The 16,414-nt window shown below is 74.6% G+C and carries 14 protein-coding genes; 9 read left to right on the top strand and 5 right to left on the bottom strand.

All coding sequences use genetic code 11. The features are described from left to right. Positions 1 to 534 precede the first annotated feature (534 nt). The 5 genes from BG452_RS23000 (at position 535) to BG452_RS22980 (ending at position 6,137) form a co-directional block, all read left to right on the top strand. The gene (locus BG452_RS23000; RefSeq protein ID WP_188306241.1) at positions 535 to 1,611 is read left to right on the top strand and encodes a phytanoyl-CoA dioxygenase family protein; all 1,077 of its coding nucleotides are present in this window, start codon (positions 535 to 537) and stop codon (positions 1,609 to 1,611) included. Beyond that, positions 1,593 to 3,011 (top strand): DUF6271 family protein, encoded by a 1,419-nt coding sequence (locus BG452_RS22995; protein WP_188306240.1) that lies wholly within the window; start codon positions 1,593 to 1,595, stop codon positions 3,009 to 3,011. Before BG452_RS23000 ends, BG452_RS22995 begins: the two co-directional genes overlap by 19 nt. Before the next feature lie 149 nt (positions 3,012 to 3,160). Beyond that, entirely contained in the window at positions 3,161 to 4,366 is a 1,206-nt protein-coding gene (locus tag BG452_RS22990) for a type III PLP-dependent enzyme (protein WP_188306247.1), read from the top strand. Further along, positions 4,363 to 4,923 carry a GNAT family N-acetyltransferase gene (locus tag BG452_RS22985; RefSeq protein ID WP_188306239.1) on the top strand — a complete coding sequence of 187 codons (561 nt, stop codon included), beginning with the start codon at positions 4,363 to 4,365 and terminating at the stop codon, positions 4,921 to 4,923. The genes BG452_RS22990 and BG452_RS22985 overlap by 4 nt, the downstream gene beginning before the upstream one ends. After that, positions 4,923 to 6,137, top strand: a complete 1,215-nt coding sequence (locus tag BG452_RS22980) for an MFS transporter (protein WP_188306238.1) — start codon at positions 4,923 to 4,925, stop codon at positions 6,135 to 6,137. Before BG452_RS22985 ends, BG452_RS22980 begins: the two co-directional genes overlap by 1 nt. Positions 6,138 to 6,156: 19 nt before the next feature. Here the strand turns inward: BG452_RS22980 and BG452_RS22975 are convergent, their stop codons facing one another. Continuing rightward, entirely contained in the window at positions 6,157 to 6,549 is a 393-nt protein-coding gene (locus BG452_RS22975) for a MerR family transcriptional regulator (protein WP_188306237.1), read from the bottom strand. Between the two features lie 16 nt (positions 6,550 to 6,565). Beyond that, positions 6,566 to 7,585 (bottom strand): MDR family NADP-dependent oxidoreductase, encoded by a 1,020-nt coding sequence (locus BG452_RS22970; protein WP_188306236.1) that lies wholly within the window; start codon positions 7,583 to 7,585, stop codon positions 6,566 to 6,568. Between the two features lie 209 nt (positions 7,586 to 7,794). On the opposite strand from BG452_RS22970, the gene BG452_RS22965 reads away from it, so the two are divergent. Next, positions 7,795 to 8,535, top strand: a complete 741-nt coding sequence (locus BG452_RS22965; RefSeq protein ID WP_188306235.1) for a PIG-L deacetylase family protein — start codon at positions 7,795 to 7,797, stop codon at positions 8,533 to 8,535. On the opposite strand, the gene BG452_RS22960 is transcribed toward BG452_RS22965, so the two are convergent. The 3 genes from BG452_RS22960 to BG452_RS22950 all read right to left on the bottom strand — a co-directional run bounded on the left by BG452_RS22960 (position 8,532) and on the right by BG452_RS22950 (position 10,310). Continuing rightward, positions 8,532 to 9,281: a DedA family protein gene (locus BG452_RS22960; protein ID WP_188306234.1), complete on the bottom strand. Its 750-nt coding sequence runs from the start codon at positions 9,279 to 9,281 to the stop codon at positions 8,532 to 8,534. The two genes, BG452_RS22965 and BG452_RS22960, sit on opposite strands and share 4 nt — an antisense overlap. Before the next feature lie 50 nt (positions 9,282 to 9,331). Continuing rightward, positions 9,332 to 9,526: a DUF1918 domain-containing protein gene (locus tag BG452_RS22955; protein ID WP_188306233.1), complete on the bottom strand. Its 195-nt coding sequence runs from the start codon at positions 9,524 to 9,526 to the stop codon at positions 9,332 to 9,334. Between the two features lie 109 nt (positions 9,527 to 9,635). Continuing rightward, on the bottom strand, positions 9,636 to 10,310 hold the full coding sequence (locus BG452_RS22950) for a TetR/AcrR family transcriptional regulator (protein WP_188306232.1): 675 nt from the start codon (positions 10,308 to 10,310) through the stop codon (positions 9,636 to 9,638). A gap of 379 nt (positions 10,311 to 10,689) precedes the next feature. Between BG452_RS22950 and BG452_RS22945 the strand changes: the two genes are divergently transcribed. The 3 genes from BG452_RS22945 to BG452_RS22935 are packed head-to-tail and all read left to right on the top strand — an operon-like array spanning position 10,690 to position 16,396. Beyond that, complete coding sequence (locus BG452_RS22945; protein ID WP_317621183.1) at positions 10,690 to 11,487, top strand: phytanoyl-CoA dioxygenase family protein; 798 nt, start codon at positions 10,690 to 10,692, stop codon at positions 11,485 to 11,487. Between the two features lie 20 nt (positions 11,488 to 11,507). Further along, on the top strand, positions 11,508 to 12,095 hold the full coding sequence (locus BG452_RS22940) for a DUF6309 family protein (RefSeq protein ID WP_188306231.1): 588 nt from the start codon (positions 11,508 to 11,510) through the stop codon (positions 12,093 to 12,095). Beyond that, a complete protein-coding gene (locus tag BG452_RS22935) occupies positions 12,092 to 16,396 on the top strand; it encodes an AMP-binding protein (RefSeq protein ID WP_188306230.1) in 4,305 nt (1,434 codons plus the stop codon). The genes BG452_RS22940 and BG452_RS22935 overlap by 4 nt, the downstream gene beginning before the upstream one ends. Positions 16,397 to 16,414: the final 18 nt, after the last annotated feature.

The raw sequence follows: 16,414 nt of genomic DNA, 5'->3' as shown, positions 1-16,414 counted from the left end.
GGGCGCGTGCCGGCCGGGCGCGTGCCGGCCGGGTGCGTGCCGGCCGGGTGCGTGCCGTCCGGGCGCGTGCCAGTCGGATGGGTGCCAGCCGGGTGCGTGCCACAGACCCCAACGTACGGCGGGCCGGTTCGGTTCACCCTTCGCGGTTATGTCAATTTCCGAAACATACCCGCCCTTATGTCAGTCTGCGAAACATAAAGCGAACCCAGAGGCGCTGTGAACTGCGCTGATTTCCCAATCGGTTACCTGCGGGAAAGGGTTGACACCATTAGTTGGTCTAGTCCAACGTATGGGGAAGCGCGGCCCGGCGAAGGCTGATGTGGGGTAAGTGCCCGTGCCGGGCGGGTGAGTTGGCCCCCTGACGTGGCGTAGTGCGCCGCTCGGGGGCCGGGGCGAGAAGGAGCGCATGCGGACGGGCCATCGGTCCGCGCCACGAATTCCCCTTCCGGCCGACGACCGGCCACCGGCTCGCCGCGCCCGCACCGGGCGCCCGAGGAAGCGCTGCATCGACCACGAACCACGGAGTGACCGCCCATGCCGAGCCCTGACGAACACCCCGAGGGATATCTGTACCGGGCCGCCTCGCAGCGCCCCTACTTCAGCGCCGACACCGAGAGCTACCTCGCCGGAACCGCCCTGCGCGAACTGCGCAAGAAGCACCCGCTCCGGGTGCTCTCCGAGGCGGACTTCGCGCACTGGCAGACCTACGGCTATGTCGTCGTCGAGCAGGCGATCCCGGCCGAGGCCGCACGCCGACTGCTCGACTTCGCCTGGGACTTCCAGGGCCTGTCGCCCGACCGCCCCGAGGACTGGTACCGCGAGCGCGACCACCGCGACGAACTCGACCAGCACCTGCACATCTACGGCTTCGTCGAGGCCTACCACCACCAACTCATCTGGGACAGCCGCCAGTCGCAGCGCGTCTACGACGCCTTCGTGGACGTCTGGGACTGCGAGGAACTGTGGGTCACCCTCGACCGGCTCAACCTCAACCCGCCGAACGTGCGCAACCGCGACCGCGCCCTCATCGAACCCACCGAGCAGGGCTTCGACATCGAACTCCACTGGGACGTCGACACCACCCGGGCCATGCTCCCGCAGCGCGTCCAGGGCATCATCGCGCTCAACGACACCGCCCCCGACCACGGCGGCTTCCAGTGCGACCCGGAGCTGTTCCGCCGCCATAACGAGTGGCAGGCCACCCAGCCCGCCGACCGCGACCCGATCCGCCCGGACATCGACCGCGCCGAGTTCCCGGTCGTGCGGCCCGAGTTGAAGGCCGGCGACCTGCTGATCTGGAACGGCCTGCTCGCCCACGGCGTCGCGCCCAACACCTCCGCGGACGGCGTGCGCTCGGTGCAGTACCTCGCCATGATGCCCGCCCTGGAGGAGGCCGAGCCGCTGCGCCGCTCCCGGGTGGAGTCCTGGCGCACCCTCTCCACCCCCGACTGGAACCGCACCCTGGTCGGAGACGCCGACCGGCCCGAGGCGCTGCGCTACGGACCGGCCGAACTCACCGAACTCGGCGAGAAGCTGCTCGGCCTGCGGTCCTGGACCGGCCGCACCTTCGAGCAGCCCGAAGGGGAGCGTCCGTGCGCGCCGTCTGCCTGACCCTGCCCACCAACCGCGAGTGCGCGGACACCATCACCGCGATCGGCACCGAAGCCGCCCACGCCGCCCGCGCCTTCGGCGTCCGGGTGCACTATCTGGTGCTCGACTCCGCCGACCCGGCGGCCCGCGCCCGGCACGCCGCGGCCGTCGCCGCACTCCCGGCCGCCGAGGGCGTGGTCACCCACCACCTGGACGAGGACGCCCAACGCGCCTTCCTGAGCGCCGTGATCGAGCGCGCCGTGTTCGAGCGCACCGTGTTCGAGCGCGCCGGGGCGGAGAACTCCGGGACGGAGAACGCGGGAACGGAGAACGCGGGAACGGAGAACGCCGGGACGGAGAACGCCGGACTCCCGGAGCCCGAGAAGCTGCTCGACCTGATGCTCCCCGACGCCGTCTCCTACGGCGCCTGCACCAACCGGGCGTTCCTGCTGGCCGCCGCCCTCGGCTGCGCCTCCGTGCACCGCCGCGACTCCGACAGCCGCTACCAGTGGCACGACGGCGCACCGGTGTTCCCGATCGACCACGAACTCGCCACCATCGGCCTCAAGGCCGCCGACGCGGCCGCCGCCGTCACCGAGCACACCCTCGACCCGGCGCACGCCGACAAGCCGGTCGCCCTGGTCGGCGCCTCCTTCATCGGCGAACTCTCCGTCGACCTCGGCGAGATCCGCGCCCTCGACCCGCAGACCTACCACGACCTGGTCGCGCTCTGGGCGCCCACCGGAGCCACCGAGGAGGAACGGCGGGAACTCGTCGCCGAGTCCTTCACCGGCGGCGGCACCGAACCCTTCACCGCCGACCGCGCCGTGCTCGACCGGCCCGACATCTGGCGGATCGACATGTGCAACATCGCCCTCGACCACGAGGTCTACGAACGCGTTCCGCTGCCGCCCGCCACCGACACCATCGGCAGCGACTACTTCCTGCACCACCTCGTGCACGACGCCACCCTGCCCGGGGTGACCCACAACCGGCACATCGTCAACTACTACACCCCGGAACGGCGCACCGGCTCCGGCTTCACCGCCTACCAGGAGCGCTACGCCAAGTTCCTGCTCTCCATGCTCTACCTCCACCCCGTCTACTCCGAGATGGAACGGGCCGGCGAGGCCCTGCTCGACGAGCACCACCACGTCCGCCCCGCGGCGATCGCCGACTCCGCCCGCCGCAGCGCCACGACGGACCGCGCCGAGAACCACCGGCGACTCGCCGAACTCGACCGCTGCTACCGGCGACTCGGCGGCAGGTACGCCGAGTTCGCCGACCACCTGGCGCCCCGACGGGCACGGCTGCTCGACGAGGCGCAGGCGGACATCGAGGACTTCGCCCTGCTGATCGACGCGTGGGGCCCGCTGGTGCGGGCGAGCAAGACCACGCCCGCCGACCGGCTGCCGTGGTAGCCAGCCGCACCGGGAGCTCACACGTGACACGCACTGAACCACGTCCGACCACCGAGCCGCGTCACCCCGCCGAGGCGCGCGAGCGGCCCGAGCACGAGAGGACCAACCACCGCGCCCCGACCGCGGCCGCCACCGTGCACGCCGACCGCGTGCCCCGCCCCGACCAGCACGACCACGGCGCCCTGCGCGCCGCGCTCGCCGCCGCCACCGAGGACACCGTCGTCTACGACCTGGCCGGCATCGGCCGCCAGTACGCCGCGCTGTGCGCCGAACTGCCCGGTGTGGCAGTCCGGTTCGCGATGAAGGCCTGCCCCGTCGACGAGGTGCTCGGCCACCTCGCCGGGCTCGGCTCCGGCTTCGACGCGGCCAGCCCGCAGGAGATCGCCCAGGCGCTGCGCACCGGGGTGGCCCCCGAACTGATCCACTACGGCAACACCATCAAGTCCGACCGCAACATCGCCGAGGCCTACCGGCTGGGCGTGCGCGACTTCGCCACCGACAGCCTGGAGGACGTCGCCGCGATCGCCGAACACGCCCCTGGCTCACGGGTGTTCTGCCGCATCGCGACCACCGGCGAGGGTGCCCTGTGGGGCCTCAGCCACAAGTTCGGCTGCTCACCCGAGGACGCCCTGCGGGTGCTCGGCGCCGCCCGCACCGCCGGGCTGGTGCCGTCCGGCCTGTCCGTGCACGTCGGCTCCCAGCAGATGACCGCCGAGGCCTGGGCCGCGGCGATCGAATCGCTGGCGGCCGTCCTGGAGGCGCTCAACTGGCGCGGCATCACCCCGGAGCGGATCAACCTGGGCGGCGGACTGCCCGCCCTCGGGGTGCTCGACCGGCGCGGCCGGCCGCTCGAACCGCCGCTGGACAAGATGTTCACGGTGCTCCGCGAGGGCATGGAACGGCTGCGCGCCGTCAACGCCGCCCCGTTGGACTTCCTGCTGGAGCCCGGTCGCCACCTGGTCGCCGACCACGGCGCGATCCGCGCCCACGTCGCCCGGCTCTCCTCCCGCCACCGGCTCGACGGCACCCGCGAGGACTGGCTCTACCTGAGCTGCGGCAAGTTCAACGGCCTCTACGAGATGGACCAGCTGCAGTACCGGCTGGAGTTCCCCACCCACCCCGGCGGCCAGTTCGTCAACGCCGTGGTGGCCGGCCCGACCTGCGACAGCGACGACGCGTACGCCCAGGACGGCGGCCCGGTACGGGTCCCGCGCGCGGTCGCCTCCGGCGACCCGGTGTGGATCCACTCCTGCGGCGCGTACGCGACCGCCTACGCCACCCAGGGGTTCAACGGCTTCGCACCGCTGCCGTACACCTGCGTCGGCGGCCCGGTGCCGGACGGCGGACACCCATGACCGACACCCTGATCCGGCTGCTCCGCGACACCGACTGGCCCGAGGTGATCGCCGCCGAGGAGCGGGCCTACGCCGCCAGCGGCCTGTCCGAGGGGGGCGAGGCGCTGCGCTCCCGGCACCGCGCCTCGCCGTCGACCTGCTTCGTGCTGGAGGACGCGGACGGCTTCGCCGGCTACCTGCTCGCCCTGCCGTACCCGCTGTTCCGCTGCCCGGACCTCAGCCGGGCCTCCGACGGCGCGGTCCTGCGGCGCGAGCAGAGCAACCTGCACGCCCACGACCTGGTGATCGCCGAGCGGGCCCGCGGCCGGGGCCTGGCCCCACGGTTGCTCCGGCACCTGGAGGCGGCCGGCCGGGCGGCCGGTCACCGCACCCTCTCGCTGGTCGCCGTGCGCGGCTCCGAGGTGCTGTGGACCCGGCTGGGCTACCGGGCCCGGCCCGAGGTCGGACTGCCCGCGAGCTACGGCGCCGAGGCGGTCTACATGGCGAAGCCGCTGGACCGCGCCCCGAATCCCGCGGACCCGACCCTCGGATCCGCGCCCAGAGCCGAAGTGGGCTGATGCACATGTCCTCCCCCGCACGCGACGAGTTCCGCCGGTCCCAACTGGCCATCGGCGCACTGTTCTTCGTCCTCGGACTGCAGTACGCGACCTGGGTCTCCCGGGTGCCCGCGCTCAAGGCCCGGCTCGACCTGGGCGAGGCCCAGATCGGCCTGCTGCTGATGACCTGCGGGATCGGCGCGGCGGTGTCCTTCCCGCTGGTCACGGTGCTGATGCGGCGGCTCGGCTCCCGGCTGCTCTCGGTGCTGTCCGCGCTCGCCCTGGGCGTGATCCTGCTCGCCCTGTCGGTGGTGCCGAACTATCCGGTCACCCTGCTGGTGCTGTTCTGCGACGGCGTCGCGGTCGGCTGCCTGAACGTCGCGATGAACGCCCAGGGCGCCGCGCTGGAGGCCCGCTTCGAGCGCACCACGATGTCCAGGCTGCACGCCACCTTCAGCGCCGGCTCGCTGCTGGCCGCCCTGCTGGCCTCCGGCGTGAACGCCTTCACCGGCACCCTCGCCGTCCACTTCGGCCTGGCCGCCGCGCTGCTGGCGCTGCTGGTGGTGGCCGCCCGGCCGGGCCTGCTGGCCGACGGGCCGACGGCAGCCGACGGCTCCGAGCCCGCGGCGGCCACAGAGAAGGAGCGGAAGCGCCGCTTCGTCCTGCCCGCCGCGGCCACCCTCTGGATGGGTCTGGCGATGGTCTTCGGCACCGTCACCGAGGGCGCGATGAACGACTGGTCGGCGCTCTACCTCAAGGACGTGGTGCACGCGGGCGCCGGGATCGCGCCGCTGGGCATCGCCGTCGTCTCCGTGATGATGGTCTGCGCCCGGATCTTTGCCGACGGCTGGCGCACCCGCCTCGGCGACGGCCGGATCGTCCGCACCGGCAGCCTGCTGGCCGGACTCGGCCTCGCCCTGGCCCTGCTGGCCGGCGGCGTCGTACCGACCCTGCTCGGCTTCGCCTGCGTCGGCCTCGGTGTCGCCGCCGTCACCCCGTGCGTCTACGTCGCCGCCGCCCGCCAGGGCCCCGACGCGCTCTCCCTGGTCGCCGCCATGGGCACCACCGGCCTGCTGGCCGGGCCCGCCGTGATCGGCTTCATCGCCGGCGGCACCAGCCTGGTCTGGGGCATGGCCGCCGTCGCCGCCTCCGCCGCGGTCGTCTCCCTCTGCGCCACCCGGATCAGTTGGCCGCAGCCCCGGCCGGCCGCCCGGCTCGCCGTCGAGACGAGCTGACGGTCGAACTGACGGCCCATCAGTGCTCGCCCGGCCCGCCCGCGTCCCCCGTCGCGGCGAGTCGGGCGAGTCCGTTCCGCAGGGCGGTGAGCCGGGCGATCTCGGCGTCCAGGGCGGCGAGCCGGGCGGACACCACGGGGGCGAAGGTCTCCGAGCCGGGCTCGGCGGAGCAGCGCCGGGGCGGGTCCGCGTCCAGCAGGTCGAACCGGTGCACCCGGCTGACCAGGTCGTCCACCGTCAGCCCGACGGCCAGCAGTCGGCGGATCGCCCGGACCCTGGCGACCTCCCCGGGGCCGTACTCGCGCTGCCCGGAGGGGGTGCGGGCCGGTGGCGGCAGCAGGCCGCGCTGTTCGTAGAAGCGCAGGGCCCTGGGGGTGGTGCCCGCCGCGGCTGCCGCGTCGCCGATCCGCATCCCGCCTCCTCGGTGCTCAGAGCTCCACGAGGGTCGCTCCGAAGGTGTCGCCGGTGAACAACCGGACCAACGCGTGCGGGGCCTGATCGATGCCCGCGACGGAGGTGTGGGGGACGGTGAGTTCGCCGGTGCGAAGCCAGTCGCCGAGGCGCCGGTGCCATTCGGCGTCCAGACCCGGATGGTCGGCGACGGTGAAGCCGCGCAGGGTCAGGCCGAGGACGCAGATCCGGAAGCCGTCGATCACGGCGGGCGCGCTGCTGCCCGGTGTCGCCGGGTCGAGCTGGCCGGCCAGGGCACCGACCACGGCGATCCGGGCGCCGCGCCGGGCCGCGTCCACGGCGGCGGTCAGCTGGTCGCCGCCGACCAGGTCCAGCACCACGTCGACGCCCTCGGGCGCGGCCTCGGCCAGTTGCTCGGCGAGCGGGCGTTCGCCGGGCACCAGGGCGGCGTCGTAACCGAGTTCGGAGGTGAGCCGCTTCGCCTTGGCGGGCGAGCGGGTGGTGCCGATCACCCGTGCGGCGCCGAGCAGCCGGGCGATCTGTCCGGCCACCGTGCCGACCGCGCCCGCCGCTCCGGTCACCAGCACCACGTCTCCGGGGCGCAGTGCGGCGGTGCGGGTCAGTCCGCCGTAGCCGGCCGAGCCGACCGAGACCAGGGCCAGCGGGTCCGGGAAGTCCGCCGGGACGGGGGTGAACCGCGCCGCGTCGGCGACGAGCCCCTCCCGCCAGCCGGAGAGGTGGGTGACCAGGTCGCCCGGGCGCAGCGGCCCGCCGTCCGGGGCGGCCAGCACCTCGCCGAGGGCCGGGCCGAACAGCGCGTCGCCGGGGTCGATGGCGGGGAGCGGCACGCCGGTGGCCTCGCCGCCGATCAGGGTGCGCAGGCCGGGGAAGACCAGGAAGGCCTTGTTGCGGACCAGTACCTGGCCGGGTCCGGGCGCGGGCAGCGGCTCGTCGGCGATGGTGAAGTCCCGGGGCGTGGGCAGTCCGTGCGGACGGGTGGCCAGTCGCACGACGCGGGCGGTGCCGGGCAGGGGCATGACGGGGCTCCTCGCGGGAGGGAGGGTGCGGCGGCCGGTCCGCCGCGGGATGCCCGGACGCTAACCCCTGACGCGTGCGTCAGGGGCAAGTCAAGCCCGGTGGTGGGATGGGTGTCTGACGAGGCCTCGGGACCTCCGCCTTCTAGAGTCTCCTGCGGTGCGACCGTATGACCATGAGCCAGGTGAGCCGCGTGAGAGGGAACAGCAGTATGACCGAGCAGGCCCCCGAGCCCTTCGAGCCCGTCGACGAGGACTGGCAGACCGCGGTGGCGATCGTCGCCCACCCCGACGACATGGAGTACGGCGGCGCCGCCGCCGTCGCCCGCTGGACGGCCCAGGGCAAGAAGGTGATCTACGTGATGGTCACCAGCGGCGAGGCCGGCATCGACTCGCTCGCCCCCGAGCAGTGCGGACCGCTGCGCGAGGCCGAGCAGCTCGCCTCCGCCCGCGTCGTCGGGGTGGAGACCGTCGAGTTCCTCGGCCACCCGGACGGCGTGGTCGAGTACGGCCTGCCGCTGCGCCGCGACATCGCCCGGGTGGTCCGCCGGCACCGCCCGGACATCGTGATCACCAGCAACTTCCGGGACACCTACGGCGGGGTGCTCCTCAACCAGGCCGACCACATCGCGGTCGGCCGGGCCACCCTGGACGGCGTGCGCGACGCCGGGAACCGCTGGGTGTTCCGCGAACTGCTGGACGAGGGCCACGAGCCCTGGAACGGGGTCCGGCAGATCTGGGCGGCCGCCTCGCCCGAGGCCCGGCACGCGGTGGACACCACCGACACCTTCGACCTGGGCGTCGCCTCGCTGGCGGAGCACAGGGCGTACCTCGCCGGGCTGGGTGGGGCGATGGCGGAGCCCCGGGAGTTCCTGGAGGGCTTCGGCCGGGGCGCGGGCACCCGGTTGGGGACGCGCTTCGCGGTGCCCTTCGAGGTGTTCCCGCTGGACTAGCCGCGCGCCGAGCCGTCGTCGGCCGAGTCGTCCCCGGCGGCGTCACCCTCGGAGGCGTCACCCCCGGAGGCGCCGTCCTCCCCGGCGGCGCCGTCGCCGGAGGTGCCGGCGTCCTCGCGGCGCCGGCGCCGGTAGCGCAGTACCTGCCGCAGCAGGAACACCGCGACCAGCACGCCGAGCCCGATCGCGAACCAGAGCTGGTAGCGGATCGCCGTCCGGTACACCGTCCCGATGTTGGCCCCGGCGACGTACCCGAAGGTGCCCCAGACGGCCGTCCACAGCACGGCGCCGAGCAGGTTGAAGACGGAGAAGCGGCGCCAGGGCATCTCGGTGGTCCCGGCGATGATGCCGTTGTACTGGCGCAGCCCGTCCACGAAGCGGGCGACCGCGACGACCTTGCCGCCGTGCCGGGCGAAGAAGCCGTCCGCGCGTTCCATCCGGGCCGGGGTGAGCAGCACGTACCGGCCCCAGCGGTGGACGAAGGCGCGCCCGCCGGTGTGGCCGATCAGGTAGCCCAGGCTGTTGCCGACGGTGGCGGCGGCCACCGCGATCAGCAGGACGGCGGCGAGGTCCAGGTGCCCGGTGCCCGCGTACACCGAGGCGAGCACCAGGATGGTCTGCCCCGGCACCGGGATGCCGCAGTTGTCCAGCAGCACGAGCAGCGCCACCGCCAGGTACCCGTAGTGGTCCAGCAGTGGCGCGAGCCCGGAGAGCGCCCCGGGCAGGGGGGTCGTCGGTGCGGACACCGCTCCTCACCACCTCGCCCGGGCGCGGCGCGGGGTGGTGGGGAGGTGGGTCAGCGTTCCGCCAGGCGGGATTCGATGTTGCAGTCGGGGCCGGGGTAGATCAGGCCCTCGTGGCCGTCGTCGAAGCGGACCACGTACGGCGGTTCGCCGTTGGTGCCGCGCACCTCGATGATCTCGCCGGTCTGGTCCGTCATACCCACCCGGCTGCTGTGGATGTGGAGCTGGTCACCTACCGCTGCGTGCATGGTCTGCTCCTCGGGTCGTGCGGCCGTTTCCGCTATCCACTGTGCTGCGCGGGCGACGGCCTCGCAACGGCTCGGACGGACGGGATGCGCGGGGCCGGTGGGCCGGGCGTCAGCGGGCGGGCAGTCGTTGCACGAGGTAACCGCGCACCAGCCGCTTGCACTCGGCGATCAGGGCCGGATCGCCCTGAGGGTCCCCCCGGAACGCCAGTTTGAGCACCGCGTCGGCCGCCTCCAGGGCGACCCGCAGGGCGAGCGTGGTGGCCGCCGGGTCGCCCGCCTCGAACAACTCGCCGCCGAGGGCCTGCAGCCGCAGGGCGACGGCGGTGTTGTTGTCCACGCTCGCGTCCAGCAGGTGGGTCTCGTCCCGCACCCCGGCCGGGACCGCCGTGCCGGACAGCCCGAAGTCCACCTGTCCGAAGCCGGGCACCGCGCGCTTCATCGCGACGAACTCCTCCACGGCCAGGTCGGTGAACCCGGCCGGGCCGACCGGGTTCACCGACCTGGCCAGCCGGGCGTCCAGGCGCTGGAGGTAGTGGTCGAGGTTGCGGGTGGCGAGGGCGGCCAGCAGGTCCTCCTTGCCGGCGAAGAACTGGTACAGGGTGCCGATCGGCACCTGGGCGCGCTGGGCGACCTCCTTGGTGGTGAGCGCGGTCGCCCCGACCTCGTCCAGCAGCCCGGCGCAGGCGTCCAGGATGCGGCCGTACCGCTCCTGGCTGCGCTGCTGGACCGGCCGCCGCCTGGCCGGTCCGGGGCTGTGCTGGAGACTCCGGGCGTCAACGCTCATGGCGCAACTCTGCCGCATCCGCTGTTCCGACGGCGAATCATCGGGGCGGGGGAGGGCCGGAGTTTCCGGTGGGGAGGGAATCAACTGGTGGCCGGAGCTGAACGGCACGGTGGCGGGAAGGTGTCCACGGGTTGGCATTGCTCTTGTCGTGGACGCGAAGACCGGTTCATACTCCTGGGGCGGAATCACCTTGCGTGGTCATCGCGTGCCTCTTCGTGGTGACCGCGATCCCAGCTGTCTGTGGCGACGACGGGCGACACCGCCGCCACCCGAAGTCTGGACGGACCCGTGTGCCCCCTTGCCCGTACCGCGTCCCGTTGTGCCCTTGCCCGACGCACCCGCTGTGCGTCCCGTCGAACGGAAGGAGGGGGTCGGTACGGTGACGTTGTTCTCCACCGGGCGTGAGGCCCTCGACACCGAGTACCGCCGTCAGTTCCTGGAGTCCGGCTACCTGGTCCTGCCCGGACTGCTCCCCGAAGCACTGCGCGAACGCCTCGCCCCCGAGGTGGACCGCTGGGTGGACGAGGGCCTGCGGGCCCGCTCGATCGCCGCCTGCACCGACCCCGACCGGTACGGGCCGCCCCCGGTGCTGGAACTGGAGCTCCCCGCCCACGGCGAACTGCTCACCCACCCGCCGCTGCTGCGGGCGCTGACCGGCCTGATCGGCCCGAACTTCGTCTTCCACCACCTGCACAGCGACCGCCAGGCCCCCGACATCCCCGGCAAGCCCTGGCACCACGACTACGAGCCGAACGACGGCGCCGACCCCTCGCTGCTGATGGTCCACGCGCTGCACTACCTCGGCGGCCTGGACGACACGGTCGGCAGCCTGGCCGTCCTGCCCGGCTCGCACCGCACCGCCGCCGACAAGAGCGCCTACGCCCACCACGGCACCGGCGAACTGCCCGGCGAGGTGGTCCTCGACCGGCTGGCGCCCGGCACCACCGTGCTGCTCAACTCGGCACTGTTCCACACCCGCAGACCGGCGCCCGAGGGGCCCGGCCGGCCCCGCTACTTCATCGACGCCTCCTACTGCCAGGTCGGAGCGCGCTGGCGCCCGGTGAAGCCGCACTGGCGGCGGATGCTCGCCCGGGCCCGCGAACTGGACCTGGCCGACGGCCAGTGGCCCGACCTGTTCGCGGAACACCACTTCACCGAGTACACCGGAACCGTCTGAACCGTCTGAGGAGCACTGCCGTGGAGATCGTCACCGCCGTCGCCTACTCCGAGGTGCACGACGCCTACCTGCGGGACCATCCGGTGGAGCGGGCCCACGAGGCGAACACCAACCTGTACGGCGAGGAGAACCTCGAACGCGCCGCCGTGATCCCCGGCGGCTGGTGGCGGATCCGGCTCACCCGGGCCGATGTCCTCGGCGTCGTCCTGCCCTGGCACCTCAGCGAGGGCGGTGCGCGCGAACTCGTCCCGCGCACCGGGCTGACCGTCGCCGGCGCGGCCGAACGCGTCCGCTCCGGCGGCGCCGACTGGGCGGCGGCCAACCCGCTCTGCGCGGCGAAGCTGCGGCTGCTCCGCCGGGCGCCCTTCAGCACGCTCTACCTCGCCACCGCGCCGGTCGACCACCGCGACTACGCGGGCCTGGCCGTCCGGCGCGGACTGATCCACGTCGACGGCCTGCACCGCATGCTGGCCTGGGAGCTGGCCGGCCGGCTGTCCGAACACACCGGACTGGACGGGTACTTGGCGGGCGACCCGGCCGTCCTCGCCCCATCGGCGGTCCTGGCCGAATCGGCCCGGAGGGCCCGGACGGGGGACGAGCCGGCGTGACCTCCGCGACGCAGCACGTCCGGTCCACCCCCGCCACCGGCTCGCTCAGCGCGCTGCTGTCCTACCTCGCGCGCACCCACCCCGACCGGCCCGCGGTCAGCGACGGCCTGCGCACCCTCGACCACCGCACCCTGGACGCCGCCGCCGGGCGGATCGCCGCCCGACTGGCCGCCGACGGCACCGGGCGCGGCGACCGGGTCGCCCTGCTCGGGCCCCGGGACGCCCGGATGCTGGTGCTGCTGCACGGGGTGCTGCGCTCCGGCGCGGCCGCCGTGCTGACCGACCCGGACTGGACGGCGGCCGACCTGGCCCGGCGGCTGGCGGCCGTCGGGGTGGGGCGGGTGCTCGCCACCGAGAGTGGGCCGGGCGGACCGGGCGGACCGGGCGGACCGGGCAGGCCGGGCAGGCCGGGCGGGCCGGTCCGGGGCGGGGTGGAGGTGGTGGACGTCCTGGGCGGGCTGGGCGTCTCAGACGTTCCGGGCGGTCCCGGCGGTCCCGGCGGTCCCGGCGGTCCCGGCGGTCCGGGCGATCCGGGCCTTCCCCCGGCCGGACCGGCCTGGCTGGGCGGCGAGCCCACCGGGGAGGACCCGGCGTACCTGTCCTTCACCTCCGGATCCAGCGGCGAGCCCAAGGCGGTCGCCGTCACCCATGCCAACGCCGTCCACTACGCGCACGCGCTGGCCGACCGGCTCGGACTCACCGAGGCCGATGCCCCCACCCTCGCGCACGTCACCACGCTCGCCGCTGACCTCGGCCACACCGCCTGGCTGCTCGCCCTGGCCACCGGCGGCTCCGTGCACGTCGTCCCCGACCACGAGGTGCGGGACCCGGCGGCCTTCTGGACCACCCTGCGCCGGGCCGGGGTCGACACCCTCAAGACCACCCCCTCGCACCTGACCGCCCTGCTGGAGGGCCGCCCCGCCGGCACCCCGCCGCTGCGCACCCTGCTGCTCGGCGGCGAGGCCCTGCCGCGTCCGCTCGCCGCCGCCCTGCTCGACGACGGTGTCACCGAGCGGCTGGTCAACCACTACGGACCGACCGAGACGACCGTCGGCGCGACCTGCTTCCTGGCCACCACCGCCCGCCAACTGCCCGACGGGGAACCGACCGTACCGATCGGCGACGGCATCGGTGAGGTGCTGCTCACCCTGGTCGACGGCGCCGGGCGGGCGGTGGCCGACGGTACGGCCGGGGAGCTGCTGATCGGCGGGCGGGGCGTCAGCGCCGGGTACTTCGGGCGGCCCGAGGAGACCGCCCGCGGCTTCGTCCGGCGGGACGGCCGGCGGATGTACCGCACCGGCGACCTGTGCCGCCGACGGGCCGACGGGCACCTGGTGTTCCTCGGCCGGGCGGACCGCCAGGTGAAGGTCCGGGGGTACCGGGTCGACCTCGCCGAGGTCGAGCGGGCGATGGACGGGTACCCGGGCGTGGCCGGCTCCGCGGCGCTGCTGCGGGAGACCGCGTTCGGGAGCCAACTGATCGGCACAGTAAGGCTGTTGGACCCGGCCGTCGAGATGGCGGGGCTGGTCGACCACCTACGCGACCGGCTGCCCGGCTACTCCGTGCCGCAGCCGATCCTGGTGCTGCCCGACTTCCCGTTCGGGCCGAACGGCAAGCTGGACCGGGCCCGGCTGGCCGAGCTGGTGGACCGGCTCGTCGAGGCCCGCGCCGAGCCGGCGGGGACGGCCGGGGACGGCCTGGCCGCGGAGATCGCCCGGTTCTGGGCCGGCGCGCTCGGACTGCCCGGCGTCGGACCGCGGACGGACGTGATCGGCCTCGGCGGGGACTCCATCCTCGCCATGCGCACCATCGCCCTGTTGCGGCGCTCCGGGCTGAGGGTCGCCTACGAGGACTTCTACCGGCACCCGACGGCCGCCGGACTGGCGTCGGCGGCCGTGCCCGTCGGCGCCGCCGGTCCGGCGCCGCAGCAGCGCGGAGGCGGTCAACTCGCCCCTGCCCAGCGCTGGTTGTACCAGCAGCGGTCGGTCGACGACCTGCGGCACTGGAACCAGTCCGTCCTGCTGCGCTGCCGCACCGCCGTCGACCCGGCCGCGCTCTCGGCGGCCCTCGCGGCCGTCCTGGAACGCCACCCGGCGCTGCGCCGACCCGTCCGCCCGGACGGCCCCGGCGAACCACTCGCCGTCACGGACCTCGACCCGCTCTCCCACTCCCACATCCCCCGCGCCACCAGTGCGATCGCCGACACCGTCGCCGGGGTCTGCACCGGACTCCACCGGAGCCTCGACCCGGCGGCCGGCCGGCTGCTGCGCGCCCACCTGTTCACCGGCCCGCCCGGCACCGACCAGCGGCTCGCGCTGATCGCCCACCACCTGGTGGTCGACGGGCTGTCCTGGCGGATCCTGCTGGACGACCTCGCCCAGGCCTACCGCGCGGTGCTCGACGGCGCGGTGTCCGACCGAGTTGTGCCCGGCCGGGTTGTGCCCGACGGCGCGGTGTCCGACGAAGGGGCGTCCGACCGGCGACCGGTCGAGCTGCCGCCCACGCCCGACTTCTACCAGTGGGCGGCGGCCGCCCCTCCGGCGGCTCCGGTGTCACCCGCCGCCGATCCCGGCCCGCCCACCCAACCGGCCGCGCTCAGCTGGGCGTTGGACGCCGCCGCCACCGCCCGACTGGTCGCCCGACACGGCGGCGGAGCCGGGCTGGAGGCCGTCCTGCTGGACGCCTTCGCCGGCGCCGTCGGCCCCCGGCGCGGCGAGCCCCGGCTCGCGGTGGAGGTCGAGACCCACGGCCGGGACACCGTCGGCGACCCGGGCGAACACCTGGACACCGTCGGCTGGTTCACCGCCGTCAAGCACGTCGAACTGGACCCCTCGGCCGGGGCCGGCCCGGCGGAGACGGCACGACGGCTGCGCGAGACGCCCGTCCGGCCGATGGACGCGCCCGGGGCGCGTCCGGACGTCGGCTTCAACTTCCTCGGCACCTTCCGGCTGCCCGAGGAACCCGCGCTCGACTGGACCATCGCCGACGAACAGGCCGGTGCGGCCCGCTGCGCCGGCGGCGATCCGCTGTACCGGCTGCGGCTCACCGCACGGATCGTGGAGCAACGCCTCGTCGCCGACCTGGTGTACGGGTGGCCCACGGTGGCCCACCCGGCCGCCCGGCGGATCCTCGACCGCTTCGCCAGGGCCCTCGCCGGGCCCACCGCGGACAAGCCCGTCCGCTCGCCGCTGTCCACCTCCGGGCAGCTGCTGCACGCCCGGGTCGCACCCACCGCCCGGGCCGCCGTCCGCGAACCCGCCCGGGTGCTGCTCACCGGCGCCACCGGCTACCTCGGACGGCACCTGCTGGACGCCTTCCGGCGGCGCGGCGCGGTGGTCACCTGCCTGGTGCGGGCCGCCGACGACGCCGCGGCCGTACGGCGGCTGGCCGGCGAGCGGGCCCACGTCGTCGCCGGGGACATCGACCGGGACGGCCTCGGCCTCTCCCCGGCCGGGCTGGAACGGGCCCGGGACGCCCGGATCGTGGTGCACGCGGCCGCGGACGTCCGGCTGGTCGCCTCACCCGACGACCTGGAGCGCGCCAACCACACGGCGGTGCGCCGGCTGCTCGGCTGGGTCGACGAGCACACCCCGCAGGCCCGGCTGCACCACGTCTCCACGCTGGCCGTGTCCGGCGGGGTGGACGGCCCGCCGCGCCGGTTCAGCGAGGCCGACCTGTGGATCGGCCAGCACTTCCGCACCCCGTACGAGCGCAGCAAGTACCGGGCCGAGCAGGCCGTCCGGGCCTGGGCGGCCACCGGGCACGCCGCCTACCTCCACCGCAGCGGCCACATCGCCGCGCACAGCCGGACCGGCGCCTTCCAGGCCAACCTCGGCGACAACCGGATCTACCAGCTCGTCCGCGGCTACCTGCTGGCCGGCGCCGCCCCCAGCCGGCCGGGCACCGCCTTCGCGTTCTCGCACGTGGACACGGTGGCCGCCGGGATCGCCGCGATCGCCCTCGACCCGTACGCGGTGCCCGGCGCCTACCACGTCGAGACCCCGTACGAGACGCCGCACGACGAACTCGTCGGCTGGCTCTCCGCGCACGGCCGGCCCGTCCGGCTCACCGACGACGAGACCTTCACCGCCGCCCTCGCCCGGGCCGAGCGGCAGCACCCGACGGCGGCCCGGCTGGCCGCCGCCTGGGCCCAGCAGGAGGAGCGCAACGTCCGGGTGGACAGCGCGTACACCACCTCGGTGCTGGACCGGCTGGGCGTGCGCTTCACCGCGCCGAGCCGGCAGTGGTGGTCGGCCGCGCAGACCTGGGCGGCGGAGGCCGGTCACCTGCCGCCCCGCTGACCCGACCCGCCCGCTGGC

This window comes from Streptomyces sp. CBMA123, assembly GCF_014596465.1.
GTDB lineage: Bacteria > Actinomycetota > Actinomycetes > Streptomycetales > Streptomycetaceae > Kitasatospora.
This window is presented reverse-complemented; position numbering and strand designations above follow the sequence as displayed.